Below are 26,629 nucleotides of genomic sequence, written 5' to 3' on the forward strand. Positions count from 1 at the left end.
TCAACTTTTCTTTACAAAAAAATAACCATTGCTTATACAACAATGATTATTTACTTAGAAATTGATTTTCTTATTTTTTATTATTTTCAGGAACTCCCTTTTCTGTCAAATCATGATTTTTTCTATAAAATTCCCATTCGTCAACTTCTTTACCATCCTTAAATTTACAAATTCCATATTCACTTCCATCTTTATCCTGTTTTATAATCGACTCGCCACCTTGTTCCACACAATAAACCGAAGCAGGATTACCCATTCCAATCATTTTTTGTTCAGGAAAATCTTCATTTAAATCCTTATTTTCATTATTTTTAACAGAAACATTCTGATTTATTCCCACTGGTTTTGCCACCTTTCTACTTACATCCTTGCTATGTGCCTCCAACGACATCGATAATAATCCAACCAATAAAATTCCAAATACTTTTTTCATTTTTCCTCCTTATTATTTCACTTTTGTATTATTTATAGAAATCTGTAACCTTAATTTCTATAATTTTATCTTTTACAATTATCCATAAACAGTTATAACCTTAAAATTAATTTATCATTGTAGACGATTACGATTCCTATATTTTACATGTATTATACAAAATTTCTATATATTAATCTATATTTTTACCTTAATTCCATATTTTTATTTCATTATTTATCAATTACCCAATTTCTTCAAAATAGTTTTTCTGCAATCCATAAGTCGATATTTTCCGATTAACCAAATAAGCAAAAATCACAATTATCACAAAAAATGGCAAATTATTAAATCCAAAAACTTCTCCGCCAATAAAAATTGGTGCCAGTAAAGTATTTGTCGCACTTCCAAATACACTTATATAACCTGCAGCTGCAACAAATTCAATCGGCAGACCAAAGAAAATCGCTATCACAACACCCAATGAAGCTCCAATTGAAAATAGTGGCGTCACTTCTCCACCTTGAAATCCAGCAGCCAATGTCAATGTTGTCAATAACAATTTTAATATCCAGTCATATCCAAAAATTTGTTTCCCTGAAAAACTGTTTTCAATTAAATTTGTTCCAAGCCCAGTATATCGACCTTTGTGCAATAATAAAAGTATTACGCTAAGAAAAATTCCGATAAGAAAAATTCGATAATATGGATTTTTAATTTTTTCTGTAGCAAATTTTTTCAAAAAACTTTGTAAATAGACAAATAAATTTCCAGCAATTCCAAAAATTATTCCTAAAATTGCAAATTTTACAAATGTCATTGGAGTTATTGATAAAGTTATATTTACAATATGAGTAAACTTTTCCAATCCTAAAAAAGATGAAGTCCAACTGGCAGTAAATGCTGCAACAATAGCTGGAAGCAAAGCATACAACTGCAAATTTCCCAATGCTAAAACTTCTAAACCAAAAAATAACGCTGCAATCGGTGTTTGAAACAATCCTCCAAAACCTGCCGCCATTCCTGTTACCAAAAAGACTTTAGACTTATCAGGAAAATTAAAGTACTTATTAAATCTATGGGAAAGCGTCGCCCCTAGCTGCACAGCAACTCCTTCACGCCCAGCACTTCCTCCAAACAAATGCGTAATCCAAGTCGCAACCGTCACAATTGGAACAAGTCTCAAAGGAATTTCCTTTTCAGTCCCATGACCAACTTCAAAAATTAGTCCCATCCCCTTGCCAGTCTTCCCAGCAAATTTTTGATAAATAAAAACAATCAAAAGTCCAGCCAAAGCCAAAAAAGGCACAAAATAATACAAATATCCCTTCCGAATATCTCCAATTAAAAGCAATCCTCTTCCAAAAATCGTATCAATTATTCCAACGATAAGACCAATAATAATACTTGCTATTATCAATTTTAAATACAGAAAATACGAATGTTGATAGCTTTCTTTTATATTTTTTAACACTTAACTTCTCCTCTCTAAAATTTATTAACATCAAATTGTTTGTACTAGGCTCCATTTAAAATTATATTATTTAGTGACAAGAAATGTCAACTCCTTGTAAAGAAGTCCATAACCATCTCGCTATTTATACTTGAACTATTTAAAATTAAATTATTAAAAATTATATAAATTTATGGTTAAAGTAAAATAGTCATAACTTTTGGGTTCAATTATTCTACAAATTCCAAAATAAAATTTCAATATTTTCATTTCTAAAATTATTATCTCTTTCAACATTTTCAATTTTTTCATAAAAAACTTTATACATTTTGCTTTTATACTTAAAAACCTTCATTTTATCCAAATTCTTTTCCAAAAACGAGTTTTCATAACTTCCAATCATAAAAAAATCACAATTATAGCCTTTATTTTGAACAAATTTTACAGCTTTTCTAAATTCATTTTTATTTTTTTTCTCATCTGCATTTTTTCCCTTTAAAACAAAATCCGTATACAAAAAATTTGAAATTTTATTAATTTCAGGCATTTCTGGATATCCAAAAAAAGCTATTACTTTCCTAAATTTATACAAAAATTTATAAATTTTTTTGTAATCTTTCACAACATATTTTTTATTTGTCTTATTTTTCAGATGAATCTCAAAATTTCCATATTTCAAAATTTCTTCATCCTTTACTATTAAATCACCCTTTTTCACATTTTTCAAGCTAAAAAATACAATATTTTTATAAAACTCATAAATTGGCATACTTTTTCGCCTTTTTGTCAAAATTTTTTGTGCTATTTTATTTTCTTCCAAAATAGTCGTAACTATGTTTTTTACCCCAAGTTTTTTTGCTTCTGTTATCAGCATTTCATAAGCCTTGCCAAAATTAACTTTATTCCGATACTCTTTTTTTATTCTAAATGAATTTAAATATCCGATATTATTTTTGAAAATTGAACAAGCTCCAACACCCACAAGATAACCAGTTTTAACATCAATTCCTGCAACAATAATAGGTGTCTTTTCACTATCCTTTTGCAATGATTCAAATAAATTCGGCACTTTTTCATACATTACCTGTACAAGCGACTCCATTTCTTCATCATTCAGAATATTTCTTATTTCATCACTGTAATCACTATTTTGAATAATTTTAAATTCTATTTTTTTCATCTTTCCCCAATCTTCTGATTAAATCCCGTATTATAACTTCTTTCCCAGTTGCAGGAAAAATTTTATCATATCCATTCAGAATAATATTTTTCCAATTTTCAATCAACTCTTCCTTATTCTCCCCAAATAACGGAATTAACGGAATTTTAAAACATAAATTCTGAACCAGATCTCCACAAAATAAATATTTCTTATTATTTTTTTCATCAAAAACTGCAACCGAAACCGAATCATCTAAATGTCCTTTTGTTTCAATAATTTCCATATTTCCAAAACCATATTCTGAAAGTAAATTTTTTTTCTTTTGTAAAAAATCAATAAAAATCACCTTTTCCATATCAGTTTTCTCCAATTTTGGAAAGATATTTTTACTAAAATTCTTTTTACTTTTCAATTTTTTAGAAATTTTTTCTGTAAACGGATAAAATCCATTTGGAATAACACTTTTTCCTGTTACTAATACATTTTCAGAATTTTTATGTGCAATAACCCTAACATCTCCAATTTCATCAACGAGCATTTTCAGATTTCCCACATGATCAGAATGAGAATGGCTTAGAACTATCACTTTTATCTTTTTTACATTTTCAATTTTCTGAATTATTTTCTTCAAAATTTTTTTCTTTTTCACATTTACTCCTGTATCCAGCAATAAATATTCATCATTTTTATTTTTAAATAAATACAAATTATTTAAACCAATTTTTATTTTTTCTATCATTTTTAGAAAGCTCCTTGATGTTTTAATGAAAAAACTGCCAGTCCAGTAGATAGAACTGACAGGCATAAGGTGGGAAGAACAATGGGAATTTACTTAATTATTTTTGACTGCTAAAAAATAAAAAAGCAGCGATTATAACTGCTAAAACAGTCAAATCCCAGTTCATCATTGAGACCACCTCCCAACATATCGAATATAACATCAAGGTTTGTGAAGCCTTGACAAATGATTATAACATAAAAAAAAGTCCCATTCAATAATGAACAAGACTTTTTTTTCACAATTTGTTACATTCAATCTGTTGGTTTTTGCTCAAAAATATTATAACACTTCTAAAGATAAATTTCAATACTAAAAAATTAATTTTTTTTATTTTCTGTGGTATAATTTAGTGAACTGCTCCTGCTTTTAGAAGCGGGAGTTTCTTGGGAAGTATCTGCTTTTATTAGCCAAATATATTTACCAAGCTCTTCGGGAAGTCCCTGCCCTGATGTGTTTTATTATAAATATCAAGCAAAAAAGCAATTCATCTCCCACTTATAGAAGTCGGAGACTTCTTGCTATCTTTTTGTTAAATAGATTATATTTAAAGGAGCATTTTATGAAAACAACCATAGATTTTATAATATTCTCAATTTTTTATATTTTTATAAAAATCTTTAATTTTCTTTCACCCAAAATTAGGCTAAAAATATCTGAATTTATTGGTGTTTTGCTTTTTTATCTCATTCCAAAAGGAAGAAAATTGTCGTATCGTAACTTAAATTTGATTTTAAATGAGCAAAATAGTTTTAATTATTCAAAGAAAAAAATTAAGGAAATTGCAATAAAATCTTATAAAAATACTGCAAAGTCGTTTTTACTGCCCTTCTGGATTTATGAATATTTTGAAAATTTTTCACCAAAAATATATAATTCTGAATTACTGGAAAAATTAAAGAGTGAAAATGAACGGATTATTCTTGTTACTTCACATTTTGGATTTTTTCATGCCAGCCTTTTTCCAACGAGAAACGATACAATGTTTATTCCTATTAGAATTATTCCAAACAAATTTATTGAATCTTATATGGATAAAATCCGTTTTAAGAATAACATGACTTATTTTCCAGAACAAAATTACAAATCTTTTTTGAAAAATAAAAATTCAAAGGGCGTTTTTGTGCTTTTAAGTGACGTACGAAAACCAGATGGGGATAAAATAGCATTTTTTGACTTACCTACAACTAATTCAGGCTTTCCTGCCTATTTTTCCAAGAAAGAGAATATTCCAATTGTTATTATTCATAATGAAGTTGATGAGAATAATATTTGCCATATTTTTATAGACAAAATTATCCATCCTGAAAATTACAAAAATAGACACGAAATAATGAAATCTATTTTAGCTGAATATGAAAAAATTATCTTAAAACTGCCAGAACAATGGTTCTGGTTTCAGGACAGATGGCGGGATGGAATCTAATTTTTATTTTTTCTGTCCTTGATTTTCAATAGACTTATTCGGAAACTTCTAAAATTTAATAAAACGAATATTCTGAAACAAGGGGTCTTGACCCCTTGTGGAAATAAAAAATTTAGGTTGTCGAACAGTTCTAATACATCTTTTAAAAACTTACTGAATCTGTTCAATAACATAAGGTTTTTTTATTCTCACAATACTTACGGCTTATTTTACTGAAAATTATTTTGGAGCTTCATCCAAGTTTTGTGCATACGGTAAATCATATTTCCCCATAACTTCTTTTTTTAAATTAAAGTTTTGTGCAAAAAATATTGCAAACATTCCCAAATCATGGTTTCGTCTTAGCTGCATAAATCCTCTTTTAAGTATTGAACGCCATCCAAAAAAGCTTTTTCTTGCATTGGCACATTTTTTGGAAAGCTCATCGGGAGTCTGATCACTTGGAAGAAAGGAAATTCGCCCATAAGGATAATTTTCATCCAGCCACCATTTTTCACTAAGAAGTCGTTTTTCTTCTCTTAATTTTCTATAAATGCCTGTTTTTGGGAATGGTACAAGATGGTTAAATGCCGCAAAATAAAATCCATGTTTTTTGGCAAATTTTACCGTTTCATCAAAAGTTTCCTTAGTGTCATTTCCATAACCGAATACAAAAGTAGCATAAATTCCGATTCCATAACTATGAATTTTTTCTGTCAGTTCATTTATTTCTCCAACGCCACTTCTCCAGCCTTTCCCCATATCCTTTAAAATATTTGGGTTCATTGACTCATACCCAATCAAAATCATTTTGCATCCGCTTTTTTTCATCCAGTAAAGCAATTCATCATTTTTCGCAATGGTAATAGCCCCTTGCGTTACCCATTTTATATTTAACGGCTCAATTGCCTTGCAAATCTCAATCGCATGTTTATGATCCGCCACAAAATTATCATCAATAAAAAAAACATACTTCTTCCCAGAATTTTTTATATCCTGCACAATTTCCTCAATAGGCCGCCTAAAATACTTTTTCTCATAATAGGAATGAATCGCACAGAAATCACATGCAAAATTGCACCCACGCCCTGTTTCAATCAGTGCAAGCGGTGAATATTTCCTATCCTTGTAAATACTCCTGTCAGGCATTGCAAAAGACGTAGTTACCCCATAATACCGTTTTTCCAGCTTATTCTTGCTCAAATCGTTCAACATCTTTGTCCACACGCTTTCCGCATTTCCCAAAATAATCGAATCAAAATGTTCCAGACACTCGTCAGGCTCTACAGTTGGATGATATCCCCCTGCAAGTACCTTTATCCCCCTTTTCTGAAACTTTTCTGCTATTTCATAAGCCCTTTTGGCAGTATAAGTTTCCACGGAAATTACAACTAAATCTGTATTTTCCTCATAATTTATAAATTCATTCCTGTCATCCATAAAATTCGTTTCAACATCCTCAGGAGTTAAAGATTTTAAAACTGCAATCATAAGCGGTTCCATATTTTTCCATGTTTTTATATATTTCTGCCCTTTTTTCTTCCCAATGGCTGGCAGTATAAATGTTATTTTCACTGTTTTTCTCCTTTTTTCTCAACTTCTATTTATCAAATTTAATCTTCCCATACTTCCTAAATTTCCGTGCATGCTGCCTAGAAAACACCTCCAAAATAAATTTCAACCCTTTATTCCTAGAAGTTTTCACTCTTCTTAAAATTCGCTTGAAAGTGAAAGTGTCAAGCCACAATTTATAGAATTCCTTTTGCAATGTTTCATAACTCATATTTTTAGGCTTGAATACGACTGTTTCGGTGTCGTAGTAATACCAGTCTTCTGTAAGCAATCTGCCTTCTTCTTTTAACTGATTAAAAAAAGGTGTTCCTGGATACGGAGTAATTATGTTATATCTTGGCACATCTACCCCAATTTCCTCAATAATATCAGGAATTTGGCGAATTGACTCCACTGTGTCAGTTTCCATTCCTATCATAAGTGTAGAAAGGACTGATATTCCATAAGACTGGATCGTTTTTACAAGTTTTTTGTATTCTGCGACATTGTTAAATTTTTTATTTACTCCATCAAGATTTTCCTGAACAAAACTTTCCAAGCCAATAACCAAACCTATACAGCCAGACTTTTTCATTAACTGAAGAATTTTTTTATCATTACCGATATTTATTGTTGCAGAAGCAGTCCATTTTATTTTTAACTTCTTCAATTCTTCCATTAGCTGAATAGCGTAATTTCTATTGCCTAAAAAGTTTGGATCAAGAAATATCCATTTTTTTGGCTTATTCGTTTTTATTTCATTTATCACGTACTCTATGCTTTTTATCTGATTTTTTCCAGAATACATCTTTGTGATGGAGCAGTAGGAGCATTTATTGGGACAGCCATTGTTTGCGACGATTGTGCCGTAATTTTTAAAATATTTTTTATTTTTCAAAAGTTTTCGGTTTAATGGCTTCGGTTCATAATCATTTCCAACGAGGTTAAAATATTCTCTTTTTGGAGTTCCATTTGTAAAATCTTCAAGAAACATCGGAAATGAAATTTCAGCAGCTCCCGTAATTACCGTATCAAAATATTGTAACGCCTCTTCCTTCAAAGCAGTCGCATAATGCCCGCCAATTAATGTATGCGCTCCTTTACTTTTCCAAAACCTGGCAATCTCTTTTGCCCTTTTCGATCCTGAAATTACCGAAGAAATACAAATTACATCAAATTTTTCATTTTCATATTTTTTAGAAGTAGCATCCCATTTTTCCACACCTTCATCCACAATAACAACATCAGCGTTATACTTTCTGTCAATTAGTGATTCCAGCGTTATTAACGTGATTTGCGGATAATATTTTCTTTTGTGAATCGAGTTGTATTTGTAGATGTTATCCTTTGCTAAAACAAGCATTATTCTCATAATTTTATTCCTTTTTTGTTATAAACTTCTTTTCGGTTGATATAATTCACAGCAAGAAATACAAGGGCATGTTTAAAATTAGCAGCACCGTCAAATAGCCTTTTCCAGATACTCGAATGTCTGTTGTATTCCACCTTGCACTTCAAAATTCCAGCCTCAAATTCCTCAATCGTCATATTATATGGCTCAAAGCATGCTTTCCCATAACGAAAGTTCTCATCCAGCCACCATCTTTCATAAAGAAGTCTTCCTTCTTTTTTCAATCTTTCATAAAAAGGAGTTCCTGGTATCGGCAATGCTGGATTAAAGCCTGCAAGAAAAAATTTATGCTTTTTAGAAAATTCCAAAATTTCATCAAAGCAGTTTTTATCATCATAATCATACCCAATTACATAGCTTGCATGCACAAGTATTCTATATTTTTTATAGATATTAATGATTTTTTCATAGTCAAACTCATAATTTGCAACCTTTTTCATTTTCTTAATATTTTTTATATTTATATTCTCAAATCCCAGAAGCATTTCAATACATCCTGCTTCTGACATCAATTTTATCAATTTCTCATCTCTTGCAATATCAATGCTGCCTTGACAAGCCCATTTTATTTTCAGTTTTTTCAATTCTTCAAACAGCTGCAAAGCCTTTTTCTTATTGGCAAAAATATTATCGTCCACAAAATAAACAATTTTCGCCCTTTTATTCGTTCTAAAAATTTCCTTTACCTCATTTATCACGTTCTCAACATCCCTATGTTGAAAATCTCCTTTGTGAACTGCCCCAATCGTGCAAAATTCACATTGGTGCATACAGCCTCGCCCAAACTGAACTGGCACGACAAAAGAATATTTTTTCCCCTTGTAAATGCTTCTATCATAAACAACATTATTAATATCCGGCAATTTTCTACATTCATACCTCTTTTTCGGCACCCCGTTTTCCAAATCGTTCAAAAATTCATTCCAAGTAACTTCTCCACTTCCCACACAAACTGTATCTGCATGTTCCTGCACTTCATCAGGCATAAGCGAGGCATGATACCCTCCAATCATCACATAAACTCCACGTTCCCTATAATTTTTTGCCAGTTCATAAGCCCGCCTAGCCGTCATCGTAAACGTAGAAATCACAACTAAATCAACCTCAAGATCCATTGGAATATCCTCAATCCTATCATCAAACAGCATAAGTTCATGTTTAGTCTTATCTGTAAGCCCCGAAAGCACCGCAAAAGCAAGCGGCTCTATCGCATCATTGGAACGCTTCCCTCCCATATTTGGACGTAAAAAAGCTATTTTCATTTTTCTTCTCCTTATCAATAATTTAATTTATTATCTTAAACATTATAATTAAATTTAAAATCTTATTTATATAAAGTTTTTAACTATTTTTTAGTATCACAATTGGTATTATTGAATAAAAATATCGTGATTTTTTTGGAATAAAATTGATTGTCCGAGCAAAGCAAGTTTCATTTTCGTAGTAATTTAAGTTTATCTAAATAATTAAAATCTTGGAAATTAATAATAAATATTTTTTAGTTTAATAAACCGACGGAGTTTTTATTTGTTCAACTACGACTGTCTGACGACTGAAAGGAGGAGTTTCGGAGTTGGGCAAATAAAAATCGGAGTCTAGCCATAGGTGCAGGATTTGCGGCAATGAGCAATCCTGCGAAAATAAAAAGAAAAAACATAAATATAAAAGAAAGAATAATTATTAATCAAAATATTTTACAAAAATCACTTATTTAATTAATGTAGATTTTAAAAATAACTATACTATTAGATATTTGGAATATCAGAATTATCTGTCATTTTTTCAAAAGTAAATTCCTCCAATTTATCGGCATAATGCCTATACCCCAAGTTAGTATTAAGCATAATTGGCGCAATAATGCTAAATCTTGCAATTCTTTTTAAAATTGAGCTTACTTTATAAGTTTCCCTCCAAGCGTAAATTCCACCTTCCTGCAGTTCCTGCGCTGTCATTTTTTTTGGATGGAATACAGCATGCTGAACATCGTACATTGTCCAGTTTTTTTCAAAGATTCTGCCTTGCTTTTCCAAATCATTATAAAGTTTTGTTTTAGGAAATGGAGTTAATATAGAGTATCTTGGCAAGTCAACTTTCATTTTTATTACTTCCTCCACAGTTCGCTTGAATATATCCTTATCATCACCATCTGCTCCGAATGTAAAAGTTCCGTTTACAGCAATATCATAATGATGCAGCTTTTTCATAAGCAAATGGTAATCAGCCATAACATTTACTCCTTTATTCATAGCCCTCAATGATTCCTTCGAGACAGCTTCAAATCCAATAAGCAAGCCTTTACAGCCACTTTTTGCCATTAGCCTTATCATTTCATCATCATGAACAAGGTTGGAAGTTGCCAGCCCAAACCACCATTTTTTTAGAGGTGTCAATTCAATAAACAGTTTTTTAGCATAATTTTTGTCAGCAATCAAATTTAAATCTATAAACAAAACTTCTTTTTTCTTAAAAGTCTCAATTTCTGCAATAATTTCATTAATCGGTCTTTTTAAAAATGTTGGATATAAAGCCTTCCCAACACAGAATGAACAGTCAAAAGAGCAGCCTTTGGTTGCCTCAATGCTGTTTATCGAAACATATCTTTCCTTTTTCAGAAGTTCCCTTTTTGGTAATTTTAAATTTTCAAGACTATTTTCCTTCTGGACATAAAATTTCTTTAACCTATTATTTCTCGCATCTTCCATTATTTCGGTAAAAAGCCACTCTGAACGGCCAATTACAACAGAATCACAATGCTGTATCGCTTCTTCTGGACAAAGTGTCGGATGCGGTCCACCTAAAATAACCTTTTTCCCTTTGCTTTTAAAGTATCTTGCGTATTTATACACTCTTTCTGATGTTCCCGTAATAGAAGTCATAACCACAATATCCGCATCCAGTTCAAGCGGTATTTTTTCAATCGTTTCATCATAAATTACAACTTCAATATCTTCTGGAATATACGCCGCAAGTGTTGATAATGTGAGCGGTGCATAGTGAATCGCCTTCTTAAATGTTCCATTAAATCTGTACATTGCCCCTGCTGGTGCCAGTAATGCCACTTTCATTCTCCAAATCCTCCTAAAAATTTATTTTCCCAGCCAAAATTTTTATCCAGTATTCGATATTTTATATCTCCTATTTTCTGCCTTTTCGATTTTTCAGCCGTATATGTTTTTAATCCGTCCTTTTCTATTAAAAATATTCTTACTTTCCCTAATTGCCTCAATTTATACGCATATTCATAATGAAATGCCTGGCACAGTTTTTCATTAAGTTTATTTTCCAGTTTTTCAAAATCCAGTTTCTTATTTTTATTCTTTATTTCTAAAAATAATGTATAACTTATTTTTCCATTTTCATTTTTTACTGGTGAAAATAGCAAAAATTCCTCTTTAATATTATTTTCCTTCAATAAATTTAAAACTTGCTTTTCAACAAATGAATTTTCCAGCTTTTCCCCAACAATATCAGAAAAATTATTCATTCTTCCAACAAATTTCACAACAGGAATTTTATGATAAAATCCTGTAACTTTCACAATATCATTCGTATTATATCTGTAAAGCCCAGCATTTGTAGTAACAACAACGCAATAACGCTCTCCCATCTCCAATTCATCCAAAAGTTTTGGACTGCTGTTTTCTAACTCATCACCAGAAACTTGAATAAATTCATAAAAAAATGAGTTATAGGCAACAACACTCCCATTTTCCACATTTTCCAGCGGAAAACTTACAATGCATTCTGTTGACATAAGCCCTTTTCCTTGAAATTTCAAATCCATGTTTTTTTTATCAAAATTCAATTTCTCCTTCAATTTTATAAAAATTTCATAGGAATCACTATCCGCCCAGCAGCTCACAAGCGAAAGTTTTTCCCAAATCACAGAGTAATCCACAAAATTTTCCATAATTTTATTTTCCATTTTATTTTTTAACTTTTTATTTTGGGAATCTATTTTTTCATTTACTATTTTTCCAACATTTTGTTTAATTCCACTATTTTCAAGTTCATTATTTTGATTTAAAGTATTATTTTCACTTCTTTCAAAATAATTTATCAAAAATTCACTTCTGCTTTTTTTCCACAATTTTTTGTATTTTTTCTTAATAATCTGAAAATACTTTTTACTTCCTAAATTTTTCTCAACAAAAAATTCAGCACTCAAATCCTCACTTTTTAAAATTTTGCAAATCGCTTTATGATTTTTTTCAATAAAATCAAGCAAAATCATAAGAAACGATGGACTCCATACCGAAATCATCGCAAGATTTTCTGATAAAAGCAGAAATACTGCTGTAATTAGCAAAAAATCCTCCATATTTTGGGTATTTTTTATTTCTTTTGGAACTGTAAACAGTTTATTTAAAAAAAATGCAGAAATTTTATCAAAATACGAAGTATCATCTTCGATTCCCACACGGATTCCTCCGCTAGTTACAGCTTCTCGCTTTAAAATTGGAGAAACAGACCAGTAGGAACTTCCAAGAAAAAGATTTTTATTATTTTGATATAAGTCATAGAGCCATGAAAAAACTCCGTTCATATAACTTTTCAAAAAATTTTCTGTATACGGAATATATTTCACATCGGATGTGCTTCCGCTCGTAAGTTCAAACAGTTTAATTTTATCACTCAAAAGAACATTACTTTCCCTACTTTTCTCTCTTTTCACAAACTCCTTAACATTCTCATAATTCACAATCGGAATTTTATTCTGAAACTTTTCTATTAATTCTTTTTCATTTTCTGCATTTAAAATTTGGCTTTCTGTTTCAAAAATTTTTAAATATTCTGTATTTTTATTAGTTTTCAATATTTCCAAAAGTATTTGTACTTGCGTTTCCCGAATTTTACTTTTACTTTTTATATTGGAAACAAAATTTTTATAGGATTTTTTACAAAAAAATATAAATAATTTATTTAAAATCACATATTTTAAATTTTTTACTTCATAAAATTTACTTTTTTTACCGAATTTTTTCATCTAAATTATCTCCAATCGGCAAATCCTGAAATTTTTTTATAACAGCCTTCTGCCCAAAGCTCAAAAACAGATACATAATGGAAAATGGTATATTTTTTGTCCTTTTTAATACATCAAAAGTTCTTCCCAAAATATTTTTTACAGAATGATATGCATATCTTACTGCAATACACCTGTCACGAAACTCGTTTGTAGAAATGTCATAAGGCTCAAAAAATAAATATGAATATTTTTGCGGCTCCAGCCACCACTTTTTGTACAAAAGTCTCCCTTCCTTCTCCATTTTAAAATAAAGTTCGGTATTTGGAAAAGGTACGAGATAGTTAAACTGAACAAATTCCAGATGGTTTTTCTGTGCAAATTTTACAGTATCTTCAAACGTAGTGCCGATTTTTTCTTCAAATCCAAAAACGAATGTGGCATAAATTCCAATGTTGTATTTATGTATAATCCGTGTTGATTCCTCAACATCTCCCAGCTTGTAGCTCCATTCCTTTTTCATATTGTCAAGAGCCTCTTTATTTATCGACTCATATCCGATTAAAATAAAAAGACATCCACTGTCTCTCATAGCTGCAAGCAATTTCTCATTTTTTGCCATCGTTATTGCCCCTTGCGAAATCCATTTTTTCTTTAACGGCTTTATCTTCTCACAAAGCTCCAACGCATATTTAGGATCTGCAACAAAGTTATCATCAGCAAAAAATATATATTTTGACTTTATATGCTTCAATTCCTCAATTACACTATCAACGGGCCTTTTAGCATACCGTTTCTTATTAACTGCCGAAATTGCACAAAATTCACAGTGATGAGGACATCCACGTCCAGTTTCTACAACTGAAATTAAATATTTTTTCTTAAAGATACTTCTGTCTGGTATTAAAAATTTATTGCTAAGTCCACCAATATACAGTTTCTTTTCTGTCCCATTCCTATAATCCTCAATAATTTTCCCCCAAATATCATCAGCATATCCTGTAACTACAGAATCTGCATGCTTCATAGCCTCATCTGGCACAAGCGAAGCATGTGTCCCCCCAATAATAACCTTCTTTCCTTTTTCCCTAAATCTTTTAGCAATCTCATATCCGTGCCGTGCCGTATAAGTCTCCAAAGTAATTACAACAACATCCGCATCATTATCATAGTCTATCGCCTCAACTCTTTCATCAATCAGCTCACATTCAATATCATAAGGAGTCAATGCCCGCAAGTAAGCAAACGTAAGCGGCTCAAACGTCCTCAGCTGAAAAATATACTTCTGTCCCTTTTTCTTTCCAAATCCAGGATAAATAAACAACATCTTCATAAAATTCACCTTTTTTTATTTATTTAACTTCCAATATTTTAACATGCAAATCATTGAATTTTATTTTTTTTTAAAGTAAATTTTACTTTTTAAATCAAACTATTTAGTTTTAAAAATTAAAAGATTTCCTTCAAAACCCGTTTTCCCAAATTTGTCAAATTTTCAAAAGAAATTTCTGCAAGGCATACCAGTTCATCACCTTTCTGATAGCTAGGATTTTTCTCTAAAAAAAACTGCACATTTTTATTTTTTAACTGCTTTTCCGAAAGTACAACGACATTTTCCCGTAAAAAATCATTTGTTCCATCATTTTTTACAATTCCATTTTCCTTATTATATCTATTTCCGTATATTTTTTCAGCATAAATATCTTTTATTTTTTTCTCCATCTCATTTTCAGTATAATCCGCCTTAGGAGAAAATTTTTTAAAATATGTTGGAAGATACATATATGTCTTTATCCCTTTAGAAATCAGAAACCAGTAAGTTTTTAGCCCATTTTTCATATTTTTTTCACTTTCCAGAAGGCAATATTTTATCCATTCTTTCTGAAATTCGATTCCCCAAGAAAATCCCTTTTCGATAATTGTATCCCCAGAAAAAAAACCGACTATTTTTCCATTAACAGTATCTTTTTCATTCTCAATATTTAACTCCATTTTTTTTATTGTAGAAAACCCCTTTAATTCATCATTTTCAAATAACAAAAAAACATTATTTTTATCATACAAATCTTTTAAAAATTTATCTTTTTTCATATTTTCATAATGATTTTTCATAAGTAAAAACATACTTTCCACAATTTTTTCATCATCTTTTATATCCAATACAGAAAAAATTTTACATTTCATTATTATAAACTCCTTTTTCTTTACAGTAAAACCAAAATAATTTTATTCAAACTTCGGATTCACCGTATTTGTTAATTTAATTTTTACAAAATTTTTAAATCCTTTTTTAGCTTTTTCTATATCTGCTTCTTCTCAATTTTCTTTTATATTTTTATTAAAAATGCTGAATACAAATCTCTTTGTATTCTATTTTCCACTATTTATATCCATCTTTTAAAAAGTTTTATTTTACTACTTTTATGATACCATGTACATTTAGCTGTTTCAAGTTTTTTGTAAACAAAAAATATGCCATTCATCTCATGACTAAAGTCACAAGTATCCTGGCATAATTAATAAAATTACATAAATAACTTTTTTATAGTGAACTACTCCCGCTTACAGAAGCGGGAAACTGCTTACTGTTATTTGGTGAACTACTCCCACTTTTAGAAGTGTGAGCTTCTTGGGAAGTATCTGCTTCTGTTAGCCAAATATATTTACCAAGCTCTTTGGACAGTCCCTGCCCTGATGTACGAGTATTATACCGTATAATAATTATTATTTCAAGTTATGTTCTGCAATTCATCTCCCTCTTGTAGAAGAGGGAGACTTCTTGCTAGATATTGTTAAATTTTTTCAATAATTAGAATTTTTTACAAGAAGATAAAACTCTTTGCTTTAAAATTTTTATTTTTCAAATTTTAAATACAATTTTCTAAACGAATCTATTATTCTTCAATAGAACCGTGACCAGTACTTTTCAAAGTACAGCTTTTGTCTTTTCCATTTTCTGTGTAAATAGCATCGTTTCCTTTCATGTGAATTGAAATATTTCCATCAGAATATTTTTCTCCACTTGCAGCTGATGTAGAATTTAAATTATAGATACTTCCATAACCATCAGCTAATTTTACTTTATCTGTTGAAAGATTTTCTACTGTTATATCTTGGTAACCGTCACAGCTAAATTTTCTTAATAAATTTCCACTTGCAGTTTTATTTGAGTTTCCGCTATTTGAATTTGAATCGCTTGTTAAATTACAGCTTTCATCATTTCCGCTTGCTGTAAATACGGCATCATTTCCTTTTATTTGAATAGAAACTCCGTTACCTGAATATAACTCTCCGCTAGCAGATCTTGTCAATTTTAAATTGTAAACTTTTCCGCTATCATCTGTCAATCTAACTTTATTTGTTGAAAGATTTTCTACTGTTACGTTTCTGCTGCTGCAGCTAAACTTTCTTGTTAAATTTTTAGAAGTTACTGCTGTTTTATTTACAGCTTTTTTTCTAGAAGTTTTTGATACAGCTGAATAACCAATAGAACCGATAGCCAATACTCCAATTAAAGTTGCTAGAATCATTTTTTTTGTAGATCTCATAATAATCACTCTCTCTTTTCTTCAATCTTTTATATTTATTTTTTGAAATTTTTGATCTTTTTCATCTCTCAAATTTCAATATGAGTATACTACAGATTACTTTGTTTTTAATATTAAATCAATTATAATTTTAATAGTTTTACAATTTATATAAATATGCCTAAATAAGCGATATTTGTTATCTGTGCAACCTTCGCTTAAACTCTTCTTTATAGGATTTATAGGCATATCGTAACATTATGCTTAAAATAAATAACGGAATCGAAGAAAATATGCTCCATGTCATCTTTTTGCTTATGATTAATTCTAAAACTAGAAGAAATATTCCAACAAAAAAAATAAAAAAATTCAATATTTTTAACCGATCATTTTTATGCTTATCCCAGACATACGAAAAAACAAGGCTAATGAGATAAAATGCAACAACAATAGGAATTCCACGTCCAATACTCCAAGTCAATTTTTTATCTCCAAAATCAAGCAAAAGGAAAAAAGCCGTAAGACCAGTCAATATCAAAAATAAATTTGTTCTCATTCTATAGGAATCTAAAAATACGAATAATCCCAAATCAAAGATTAAAATAGATGGAATCGCATAATATCCCCATTCCAGTTTCCCATACATTATCAAATTTTGAAAAAAAACTTCTAATATTGAAATAATTGAAATTGTAAAAAATGACATAAATACAGCTTTTTTCACTTTTTTCATCTTCATTTCATACAAATTTATATTGACAATCGGATATTCCTTTGCAAATTCCTCTTCCATTCCCTTTATTTCAGGAACAGCTGTTTCACATAGCGGACATCTTTTCACTCCATCTTCCAACTCTACTCCACATTTTACGCAATACATTTTTCATTTCCCTCTTTATCATTTTTTTTAACAATATTTTCTTAATTTTTAAAAATAGTTAGTAATTATTTTAGATCTTATCCCTCTTTTTCGTAAATAAACAAAAAAATCTCTTTCAATATCATAATTTGCAGTCAAATTTCCAAAATTTATATAAACTTTTTTACTATCGCTTATAACTCCCATTTTAATTTTGCACCTTTTGCTTGGTGGTGGCAAAAATCTGAATCCTTTTAAATATTTTTCGTATTTTTTCTCAATTTTAAAAACTCCCAAATTGGAAAATCCTGTTGTGTAGCCACGTTCTCCATAATAATCAAATATAAATGGGAAAAATATCCGCTTTACCAAATATGGAACGGACTTTATAACTATATTTCTCATCGGATTCATTGCTTTATAAATACTTTTGTAAAATTCCTTTTTTGTAATTTTCAAGGCAAAATAATTATCCAGATAAGTGATAATTTCAGAGAGGGAATATGCCCCAAGACTGGCATCCACACTTGGAGTTATATTCATAAAAAAATTCCTATACGTCTTTTCCTCAAAAATTCTTCGCAAATCAACAGGAACTCCAATAACAATCAGATTTTTTGCACTTGAATACCTATCCAGCAAAACTTTAAAATAAACTGCAAGCAGATATTTTCCAATTGTAGTTTTATGCTTTTTGCTTTCCATTTTCAAATCATCAGTAGAAATCTCGCCAGTTGTAATATGATACTGCCCCTTCTCCAATATTTTTATTGGTAAATGAAATGCAGACTTTATCGTAGTTTCCTTGCTTACCTTCTGCATATATTTTTCATAAAGGTCAATATATTTACTTTCCTTTGCACCATTTTCCTCATTATCGTTTCCAAATATTTCTTCGTTCTTTTCTAAAATCTTTTTTTTATTTTCTAAAAAACTCTTATTCTCAAAATTTTTAATTTCACCATTTATTTTCGGAAAATCAATTATTTTTTTATCTTTTATCAAATCTTTATCTTTTATTTCAATTTTGTCTTCATCTTTATTTTTTCCCTTATTTTCAATAATAATATCTACATTTTCAAAATTCCTGTTCCTGCTTCTTTTAGAAAAATACTTCTCTTCCAAATATTCTTCAATTAAATCTTGAAAAAATAGCATCGCACCCTTTCCATCTGTTAAAAAATGTGCAATTTCTATTGACAATTTATTATTAAAATAAATAATTCGCAACGGATTATCCTTTTGTATATCCGTACAAGGATAAGTTTTTTCCTTCTCAATCATAAAATGTGTCTTTTTCTGCTGTAAATAATTCCAAAAAATCCCCTTTTTCAATTCTGAATTATAAAACGGATACTTTCTTTCAAGTAAAACTGCCACATTTCTCAATACTTTCAAATCAATGTTTTCAGAAAACAATGCCGAAAGCCTGAAACATGTCGTTCTCCCTTCGCTAATTATTGAAGAATACGTTTTTGCAAAGGCATCTAACTCATACCAGATTTTTTCATTTTTCACTTTTCCCTCCCTTCTTGTTTTTTATTATCATTTATAAATTTACAGTTTCATATTAGATTGTTCAACAGCCTAAGTTTTTTTATTCGTAAAAGAAGTCAAAATCTCTTGCTTCAGGACATTTATTTTATTAAATTTATATAATTATCGAACAGGTCTATTTTTATTAGAAATATTCTTAAAAATTACTTTTCTAAATATTTTTTCAATTTTTCATAATTTTTCTTTGCTTCTTCATACCCAATGTTATAAACTTTCTGTAACTTATCTCTATTTTTCTCAATTCTTCCCAAAGTCAGTGGAACTGATGGCTGAATCACAAAAATTTCTCCCTTTTTCTCTAAATCGTAAATATGATCCAAAGTTGCATTATATCGACTATATCTAGTTTTCATAAGTTCTACAAATCTAGGATATTTTTTATATCTAATTGCTGAAATTGTTCCTAATCTACTTTGTTTTTTACGATAATTCTTATCTCGTGTCAGTACAACGATATTTTTCACATTCCCCTTTTTTATTGAATAATCCAAAGGAATCGGATCAGAAACTCCTCCATCCAAATAATTTTTTCCATTTAATTTAACAAGTCTTGACAAAAACGGAAGTGAAGCCGATGCTCTTAAAGTATCAATTTCTTTTATTGCATCTTTAACCACGGGATATTCTGCCTCTCCAGTTTCGCAGTTTGTAATAACTGCTTGAAATTTCGTTTTACTATTTTTAAAAGTTTCATTATCAAACGGATTATATTTTTCAGGAATATCGTGATAGGCATACTGCTCCTCAAAAAAATCTCCCGTCTTTAGTAAATTATAAAAACTTGCATATTCTCTTTTATTTATATGATCAGCGATTGCATCAAACCCTCTTTTATACTGCTTTGAAACATAGCTTGCACCCAATGCCGCTCCAGCTGACACCCCAATTAGATTATCTACTTCAATATTTTTTTCCAGAAAAAAATCTAAAACTCCTGCTGTAAAGATTCCTCTCATTCCTCCACCTTCCAGAACTAACCCAATTTTTTTATCCATCATTTTCATCCCTTTCAATTTTATTTTACATTATTATACACCTATTAATTGTATTTTTCTACTTTTTTTAATAAACTTTTTTATAGTCAGTATTTAAATATTTACAAAAAAAAAGACTGAGTAGTTCACTCAGTCCCATTCAATCTATTTTTTAATCTCGTTATCATTTTTAGTCAATTCAGAAAACGCTGTCGCAATACTTGCTAAATTTTGCATATTACTTGGTATAATAATCTTTGTAGCTTTTCCATCGGCAACTTTTTCAAACGCTTCCAATCCTCTTAAAGATAAAACTTTTTCATTTGGTGATGCTTCATTTAACAATCTCAATGCTTCCGCTTTTGCCCTTTGAACTGACAAAATAGCTTCTGCTTCCCCTTCAGCCTCTTTTATCTGTTGCTCTTTCTTGGCTTCAGCTCTCAAAATTGCAGCCTGCTTTTCTCCTTCAGCAACCAATATCGCTGCTTCTCTTTTAGCCTGTGCTTCCAAAATATTAGCTCTCTTTTCTCTTTCGGCTTTCATTTCCTTTTCCATCGCAACACGAATATCGGCTGGTGGCAAAATACTCTTTAATTCCACACGATTTACTTTTATTCCCCAAGGATCTGTTGCATCATCTAATTCCTGTCGCATTTTCGTATTAATAATATCTCTTGAAGTCAATGTCTGATCAACTGTCATATCTCCGATAATATTTCTCAAAGTTGTAGCAGTCAAATTTTCAATCGCAGAAAGCGGTCTTTCCACTCCATAAGTATACAATTTTGGATCAGTTATTTGAAAATAAACAACTGTATCAATTTGCATTGTCGCATTGTCTTTTGTAATAACTGGCTGAGGCGGAAAATCCACAACTTGTTCCTTTAGTGATACGCTTCTTGCAACTCTGTCAAAAAACGGATTCAGAAAACTAAGTCCTGAACTTAAAGATCTATCGTATTTTCCCAATTTTTCTACAATAAGCACACGTGATTCAGGCACGATTTTTATTGATTTTAAAATATAAATTAATGCAATTACAATAAGAATTACTACTATTGGCAAAGCCCACATAATTCTACCTCCTATTTTTTTATTTTTATAGTTACTTATTCTTTTCTAAAATAATTTTATTCCCTCTAAATCCTTTAATTTTTACAACTTCTCCACTTGACAGCATTTCCTCGCTTACTCCAGTCCAAATGGATCCTTTAAATTTCACTTCATATTCCTTTTCAGCTTTTCTAGCGTCAACTACTCTTTCAACTTTTACATCCATTCCCTTCATACTTGAATCAAAATTCGTTTTCCTCTGTAATTCAATATATTTTCTCAAAACTGGACGTGTAAAAATCAAGAAAATTATTGAAAGCACAGCAAATATTAAAAACTGAGTCAACGAATCTCCAATAAAATTTGAAAGAAACATTACAATCAAAGCTGAAAGTGCAAACCAAATTGTCACAAGCCCTGGAATAATTATTTCCAGAATTGCCATTATTCCTGACAAAATCGCCCAAAACAATGCTCCCATAATTTCTTCCTCCCAATTTTATTTTTCATTAAAATCCGATTCCGATTCCTCCGTGGATTCCTCCTGTTCCTACTCCAATTCCAGCACTTAAACATGATGTCAAAGCCAATAACATCAATATTGCAATAATAATTTTTTTCATAATCTATCTTCCTTTCATTTTTTATTTTTTAATTAAATTAAATAATTAAAATCCAATTCCTCCAGAAAGTCTACCATCTGTATCAATTCCGATTCCACCTCGAATCAATCCACCTGTAGACACTCCAATATTCCCTCTAACTTTTCCATCGCTTCCAACCCCAATTCCTCCAGTTATGCACGAAGTCAATGAAAATAGCATCAAAATTACCAAAATTAACTTTTTCATACCAACTCCTTTAATTTATTTATTATTTTTTGTTGCTACCTTTCTTATTTTATAATTTTATTAACTTTCTTGCAAGTATTATTTTCAAAAAAGCCATCTCACAAGTTTAAAAATTTATTTTTACTTACAAGATGACCTCCTAATTAATATTTATCGCTATCTCTTAGAACATCTACAATTATCCTTGATACAATTTAATAGATTCTTTAAATTTAGCAATTTTGTTTTCTAATTCTTCTTTTATGCCATTTTCTTTGTCGATAACTTCTTTTGGTGCTTTAGACAAGAATTTTTCATTTGATAATTTTCCTAAAACTCTGTCTAATTCTTTTTGTGTTTTTTGAATATCTTTTTCAAGTTTTGCGATTTCTTTTTCTTTGTCGATTAAATCAGCAAGTGGAACGTAAATTTCTGTTGTTTCAACTAATTTGAATCCAACTAACGCAGGAATTTCTGTATTAAATTCATATTTTTCAACATTTGCTAATTTATCTAATATTTTCGCATTATGTTCTAAAATTTCTTTTTCTCCATCATTTACGATTTTGAAGATTACTTCAATTTTCTTCGCTGGTGAAACATTTGCTTCCCCTCTAATATTTCTAATTGCATTAACGATTTCTTTCAAGTAATCAAATTCTTTTTCAGCTGCCAAATCAACATATTTTTTGTTTTCTGTTGGGAATTCTGATAACATAATTGTTTCTTCGTCTAATCCTAATTTTTGCCAAATTTCTTCAGTTATGAACGGCATAAATGGATGAAGCATTCTCAAGCCTTTATCAAGAACTGTTTTCAACACATATTGTGCCACAGTTTTATCTGAACCTTCTTGTCCATAAACTCTAGTTTTTGCGATTTCCACATACCAGTCACAGAAATTTCCTCTGAAAAATTCATAAGCAACTTTTGCTGCTGAATCCAATTCATATTTATCCATATATTCGTTAATTTGTCTTGAAGCTGTTTGCAATTTAGATAAAATCCATCTATCTTCTAGCTTAAATTCTTTCTCGTCAATAACTGCATTTTTATCAAAGTCTTCCAAATTAGATAAAACGAATCTTGAAGCATTCCAAACTTTGTTTGCAAACGTAGATCCCATTTCTAATAATTTTTCAGAAAAATGAATATCTTGTCCTTGCGAAGTATTATACAAGAAACTGAATCTTATCGCATCTGCTCCATATTTTGCAATTAAATCCAATGGATCAGGTGAATTTCCTAATGATTTCGACATTTTTCTACCTAATTCATCTCTAATGATTCCGTGCAAGTATACATAACTAAATGGAATTTCATCATTAATGTACAAACTCATCATAACCATTCTCGCTACCCAGAAGAATAGAATATCTGCTCCTGTTACTAACGCATTTGTTGGGAAGAATTTTTCCAAGTCTGGAGTTTTGTCAGGCCAACCTAATGTTGAAAATGGCCACAATGCTGATGAAAACCAAGTATCTAGTACATCTGTTTCTTCTCTCAATGAAACTTCTTTTCCAAATTTTTCTTTCGCTTGAGCTTTTGCCTCTTCCATATTTCTAGCGACAAATACTGTTCCATCTTCAGCATAGTATGCAGGAATTCTGTGTCCCCACCAAATTTGTCTAGAAATAGTCCAGTCTCTTATATTTTCAAGCCAGTTGTAATAAACTTTTTCCCATCTTTTTGGAGTAATTTGAATTTGTCCATTTTTTACAACTTCCAACGCTCTTTTTGCAAGTGGTTCCATTTTTACAAACCATTGAGTTGAAACTCTTGGCTCAATAATAGAATCACATCTGTAACAATGTCCCACAGCATGATTGTGTTCTTTTGTCCCAACTAACAATCCTTCTGCTTCTAAATCAGCCAAAATCGCTTTTCTAGCCGCAAATCTTTCTAATCCTTCGTATTTTCCACCATTTGAATTTACGTGCGCATCTTCAGTAAAAATGTTTATAAATTCAAGTCCAGTTCTTTTTGCTACTTCAAAGTCGTTAGGATCGTGTGAAGGTGTCATTTTTACTACCCCTGTACCGAATTCCATATCTACATATTCATCTGCAACAACAGGAATTTCTCTATTCATCAACGGTAAAATAACTTTTTTACCAATTAAATGTTTGTATCTGTCATCATTTGGATTTACTGCAACCCCTGTATCTCCTAACATTGTTTCAGGTCTTGTTGTCGCAATAATAACATAATCATTAGTATCTTTTATTCTATATTTGATTTCCCAAATTTTCCCTTTTTTGTCAATGTGATTAACTTCATCATCAGCCAAAGCTGTTTTGTCGTGAGGACACCAGTTTACAATGTACTCTCCTCTATAAATTAAACCATCATTATACAATTTTATGAAAACTTCTTTTACAGCTCTTGAAAGACCTTCATCCATCGTAAATCTTTCTCTATCCCAGTCAAGCGAAACTCCCAATTTTCTCAACTGTTTAGTGATTAATCCACCATGTTTTTCTTTCCATTCCCAAGTTCTTCTCAAAAATTCATCGTATCCAATTTCTTCTTTTGAAGTTCCTTCTTCTTTTAACATTCTCTCAACTTTATTTTGAGTCGCAATCCCAGCATGATCCATCCCAGGAATCCAAAGTGTTTCAAATCCACTCATTCTTTTATATCTAATAATTGCATCTTGAATCGCATTATTCAACATATGTCCCATATGCAAAATCCCAGTTACATTTGGTGGCGGAATAGCAATCGAATATCCTGGTTTTTCGCTATTATGCTGTGCGTTAAAATATCCTTTTTCTTCCCAAATTTTGTACCATTTGTCTTCTATTTCTGTTGGTGAATATGTTTTACTTAATTCATTTGACATTTTATTTATATCCTCCTGTTTAAATTTCTAAATTTTAAAATTTTTAGATATTTTTATTTATATTTTTTTACAAATTATATACATATTTTATCACAAACCTGACTTTTTTTCTACTATTACATTTCGTGAACTATTCAATAATTTTCATTCCTCTTTCCCGCAATTCTCCAGCATATTTACGGGCAGTTTCATAATCCGTTATAATTACAAGCTGATTTCCACTTTGAATTGGAGTATCTCCACGTGCAATAGTATCTTTTCCAGACTTACGCACACTTACAATTAATAAATTTTCTGGTAATTTAAGATCCTTTACTGATTTATTGTCAAATTCAGAATTTGCTCCTACTGGAATTAAAAGTGTTACAATCTTATCCTTTACATCTGGTCTTACACCAATTCCAAATTTTTTATTTTTCCACCATTTTTCCAATATTTCCAATCTTTTGACATGTTTTTGGATTTTTTCATTTTCTTCGTTTTCTTCCAAAATCTGCTTTTGAAACATATTCAAATAAAGCCTTTCATAAATTGGCTCCATTTTTAATAGTTCTGTAAAAATGTAAGTTATTGTACAAACAACTATTAGCATATACAAATATGAAAAGTTGCCTGTCATTTCCAAAATCAATGTAATTCCAGTAATTGGAGCTCTAACAACTGCCGTAAAATAAGCCGCCATTCCAAGCAGCATAAAATGCACAATTATTTCATTTGGAATTGAAAAATAATGATTTAACACTTCGCCATAGACTTTTCCAGTCAAAGCCCCTATTACAAGCATTGGAAGAAAAATTCCTCCTGGAGCGCTCGTTGCATAGCAAAGCATTGTGTAAAAGAATTTTAATATTAAAATTACAATAATTGTTTTTAACATCACATTTTTCCCAAACATTTCCTCAATAAGCTCATGTCCACCGCCTGTAATATCACTGAAAAATACAGCTACAATATACGCTATAACCATAAATATTGACATTTTCACATAATTATTCAAATTTATTTTCCTATAATATTTTTGAATAAGCAGTAAAAAATAGCTGAATGCTCTTCCAGTAATTGTAATTACAATGCAAAAAACAACTGTTACAAGTGCAATTACGTAATATGGAATATCTTTTGGCAATATGAAATTGTATTGAAAAGACGTATGTGAACCTAAAATCATTCTAGAAACAAAGTTGGAGGTACCGCTTGCCACCATAACGCAAATTAGCAGCAGCGGAGAAAAGAATTTATGGATTTCCTCAAGTGAAAATATAACTCCCGCAAGTGGAGCATTAAATGTCGAAGAAATACCAGCGCTTGCCCCACAAGTTACAAGATATTTTTCCTCCACTTCTGAACGCCTTGTAAGCTTCTTTATTCCAGATCCAACTAAAGCGCCCAAATGTACCGAAGGCCCTTCACGTCCCATTGACATTCCAGCCCCAATCGCCAATATTCCCCCCACAAATTTTGTAATTAACTCTCCAAGCCATTTAAACTTTACTTTTTTCGTAAGCAGCCCACTAACTTGCGGAATCCCACTTCCACTAATTAACGGATATTTAGAAAGCATAAACTGTATAGCCAGTCCCAATAATATAAAAACTGTTATTCCGATAATTATTTTAGAAAATCCCAAATTTGTAGTGAAAAATTCTCTAAAAATTGTCATTTTTTTTAATATTAACGTATAACTTCCAACGATAATCCCAGAAAAAATCCCCACAACAAAGCACAGGAATATCAGCACTACATTATTTCTTCGTGATTTCAATGAATTTATATCCCTTAATTCATGTAAAATATCCTTTGCCAATTTATTTTTCTCCTTTCCAACAAAATTTTTTTAATACTT

Annotated in this window: 22 protein-coding genes; 1 reads left to right on the forward strand and 21 read right to left on the reverse strand. The window is 30.4% G+C overall.

Going from position 1 to position 26,629, the window contains the following annotated elements; genetic code table 11:
* Positions 1-70: 70 nt before the first annotated feature.
* The 4 genes from FVE74_RS11970 to FVE74_RS08080 form a co-directional block, all read right to left on the reverse strand.
* Complete coding sequence (locus tag FVE74_RS11970) at positions 71-433, reverse strand: DUF333 domain-containing protein (protein ID WP_232053914.1); 363 nt, start codon at positions 431-433, stop codon at positions 71-73.
* A 223-nt stretch (positions 434-656) separates the two neighbouring features.
* Positions 657-1,886, reverse strand: coding sequence for a chloride channel protein (locus FVE74_RS08070; protein ID WP_147004066.1), 1,230 nt, complete (start codon positions 1,884-1,886; stop codon positions 657-659).
* Between the two features lie 214 nt (positions 1,887-2,100).
* The gene (locus FVE74_RS08075; RefSeq protein ID WP_147004067.1) at positions 2,101-3,045 is read right to left on the reverse strand and encodes a GNAT family N-acetyltransferase; all 945 of its coding nucleotides are present in this window, start codon (positions 3,043-3,045) and stop codon (positions 2,101-2,103) included.
* Complete coding sequence (locus FVE74_RS08080; RefSeq protein ID WP_147004068.1) at positions 3,026-3,766, reverse strand: MBL fold metallo-hydrolase; 741 nt, start codon at positions 3,764-3,766, stop codon at positions 3,026-3,028. The genes FVE74_RS08075 and FVE74_RS08080 overlap by 20 nt, the downstream gene beginning before the upstream one ends.
* Before the next feature lie 601 nt (positions 3,767-4,367).
* On the opposite strand from FVE74_RS08080, the gene FVE74_RS08085 reads away from it, so the two are divergent.
* Positions 4,368-5,231 carry a lysophospholipid acyltransferase family protein gene (locus tag FVE74_RS08085; RefSeq protein ID WP_147004069.1) on the forward strand — a complete coding sequence of 288 codons (864 nt, stop codon included), beginning with the start codon at positions 4,368-4,370 and terminating at the stop codon, positions 5,229-5,231.
* Positions 5,232-5,450: 219 nt separating this feature from the next.
* Here FVE74_RS08085 and FVE74_RS08095 read toward each other — a convergent pair whose 3' ends face one another.
* The 17 genes from FVE74_RS08095 to FVE74_RS08170 form a co-directional block, all read right to left on the reverse strand.
* On the reverse strand, positions 5,451-6,785 hold the full coding sequence (locus FVE74_RS08095; RefSeq protein WP_147004071.1) for a B12-binding domain-containing radical SAM protein: 1,335 nt from the start codon (positions 6,783-6,785) through the stop codon (positions 5,451-5,453).
* Positions 6,786-6,810: 25 nt separating this feature from the next.
* Positions 6,811-8,133, reverse strand: a complete 1,323-nt coding sequence (locus FVE74_RS08100; RefSeq protein WP_147004072.1) for a B12-binding domain-containing radical SAM protein — start codon at positions 8,131-8,133, stop codon at positions 6,811-6,813.
* Positions 8,130-9,434: a B12-binding domain-containing radical SAM protein gene (locus tag FVE74_RS08105; RefSeq protein ID WP_147004073.1), complete on the reverse strand. Its 1,305-nt coding sequence runs from the start codon at positions 9,432-9,434 to the stop codon at positions 8,130-8,132. Before FVE74_RS08105 ends, FVE74_RS08100 begins: the two co-directional genes overlap by 4 nt.
* A gap of 483 nt (positions 9,435-9,917) precedes the next feature.
* The gene (locus FVE74_RS08110; protein ID WP_147004074.1) at positions 9,918-11,237 is read right to left on the reverse strand and encodes a B12-binding domain-containing radical SAM protein; all 1,320 of its coding nucleotides are present in this window, start codon (positions 11,235-11,237) and stop codon (positions 9,918-9,920) included.
* Complete coding sequence (locus FVE74_RS08115) at positions 11,234-13,159, reverse strand: GH3 auxin-responsive promoter family protein (protein WP_147004075.1); 1,926 nt, start codon at positions 13,157-13,159, stop codon at positions 11,234-11,236. Before FVE74_RS08115 ends, FVE74_RS08110 begins: the two co-directional genes overlap by 4 nt.
* Entirely contained in the window at positions 13,143-14,471 is a 1,329-nt protein-coding gene (locus tag FVE74_RS08120; RefSeq protein WP_147004076.1) for a B12-binding domain-containing radical SAM protein, read from the reverse strand. Before FVE74_RS08120 ends, FVE74_RS08115 begins: the two co-directional genes overlap by 17 nt.
* 116 nt (positions 14,472-14,587) lie before the next feature.
* Positions 14,588-15,322 (reverse strand): hypothetical protein, encoded by a 735-nt coding sequence (locus tag FVE74_RS08125; protein WP_232053919.1) that lies wholly within the window; start codon positions 15,320-15,322, stop codon positions 14,588-14,590.
* A gap of 710 nt (positions 15,323-16,032) precedes the next feature.
* Positions 16,033-16,686: an MliC family protein gene (locus FVE74_RS08130; protein ID WP_147004078.1), complete on the reverse strand. Its 654-nt coding sequence runs from the start codon at positions 16,684-16,686 to the stop codon at positions 16,033-16,035.
* Between the two features lie 178 nt (positions 16,687-16,864).
* Positions 16,865-17,545, reverse strand: coding sequence for a DUF6320 domain-containing protein (locus FVE74_RS08135; protein WP_147004079.1), 681 nt, complete (start codon positions 17,543-17,545; stop codon positions 16,865-16,867).
* 48 nt (positions 17,546-17,593) lie between these two features.
* Positions 17,594-19,042: an alcohol acetyltransferase gene (locus tag FVE74_RS08140; protein ID WP_147004080.1), complete on the reverse strand. Its 1,449-nt coding sequence runs from the start codon at positions 19,040-19,042 to the stop codon at positions 17,594-17,596.
* 182 nt (positions 19,043-19,224) lie between these two features.
* The gene (locus FVE74_RS08145) at positions 19,225-20,076 is read right to left on the reverse strand and encodes a patatin-like phospholipase family protein (RefSeq protein WP_147004588.1); all 852 of its coding nucleotides are present in this window, start codon (positions 20,074-20,076) and stop codon (positions 19,225-19,227) included.
* 144 nt (positions 20,077-20,220) lie between these two features.
* A complete protein-coding gene (locus tag FVE74_RS08150; RefSeq protein WP_010128574.1) occupies positions 20,221-21,129 on the reverse strand; it encodes an SPFH domain-containing protein in 909 nt (302 codons plus the stop codon).
* 31 nt (positions 21,130-21,160) lie between these two features.
* Positions 21,161-21,589: an NfeD family protein gene (locus FVE74_RS08155; protein WP_147004081.1), complete on the reverse strand. Its 429-nt coding sequence runs from the start codon at positions 21,587-21,589 to the stop codon at positions 21,161-21,163.
* A 28-nt stretch (positions 21,590-21,617) separates the two neighbouring features.
* On the reverse strand, positions 21,618-21,731 hold the full coding sequence (locus tag FVE74_RS11580) for a lipoprotein (protein WP_172617466.1): 114 nt from the start codon (positions 21,729-21,731) through the stop codon (positions 21,618-21,620).
* A 45-nt stretch (positions 21,732-21,776) separates the two neighbouring features.
* Positions 21,777-21,959, reverse strand: coding sequence for a hypothetical protein (locus FVE74_RS08160; protein WP_147004082.1), 183 nt, complete (start codon positions 21,957-21,959; stop codon positions 21,777-21,779).
* Positions 21,960-22,137: 178 nt separating this feature from the next.
* Positions 22,138-24,786 carry a valine--tRNA ligase gene (locus FVE74_RS08165; RefSeq protein ID WP_147004083.1) on the reverse strand — a complete coding sequence of 883 codons (2,649 nt, stop codon included), beginning with the start codon at positions 24,784-24,786 and terminating at the stop codon, positions 22,138-22,140.
* 130 nt (positions 24,787-24,916) lie between these two features.
* Complete coding sequence (locus FVE74_RS08170; RefSeq protein ID WP_147004084.1) at positions 24,917-26,590, reverse strand: ClC family H(+)/Cl(-) exchange transporter; 1,674 nt, start codon at positions 26,588-26,590, stop codon at positions 24,917-24,919.
* Positions 26,591-26,629: the final 39 nt, after the last annotated feature.

This window comes from Leptotrichia wadei (assembly GCF_007990445.1).
Lineage (GTDB): Bacteria > Fusobacteriota > Fusobacteriia > Fusobacteriales > Leptotrichiaceae > Leptotrichia > Leptotrichia wadei_A.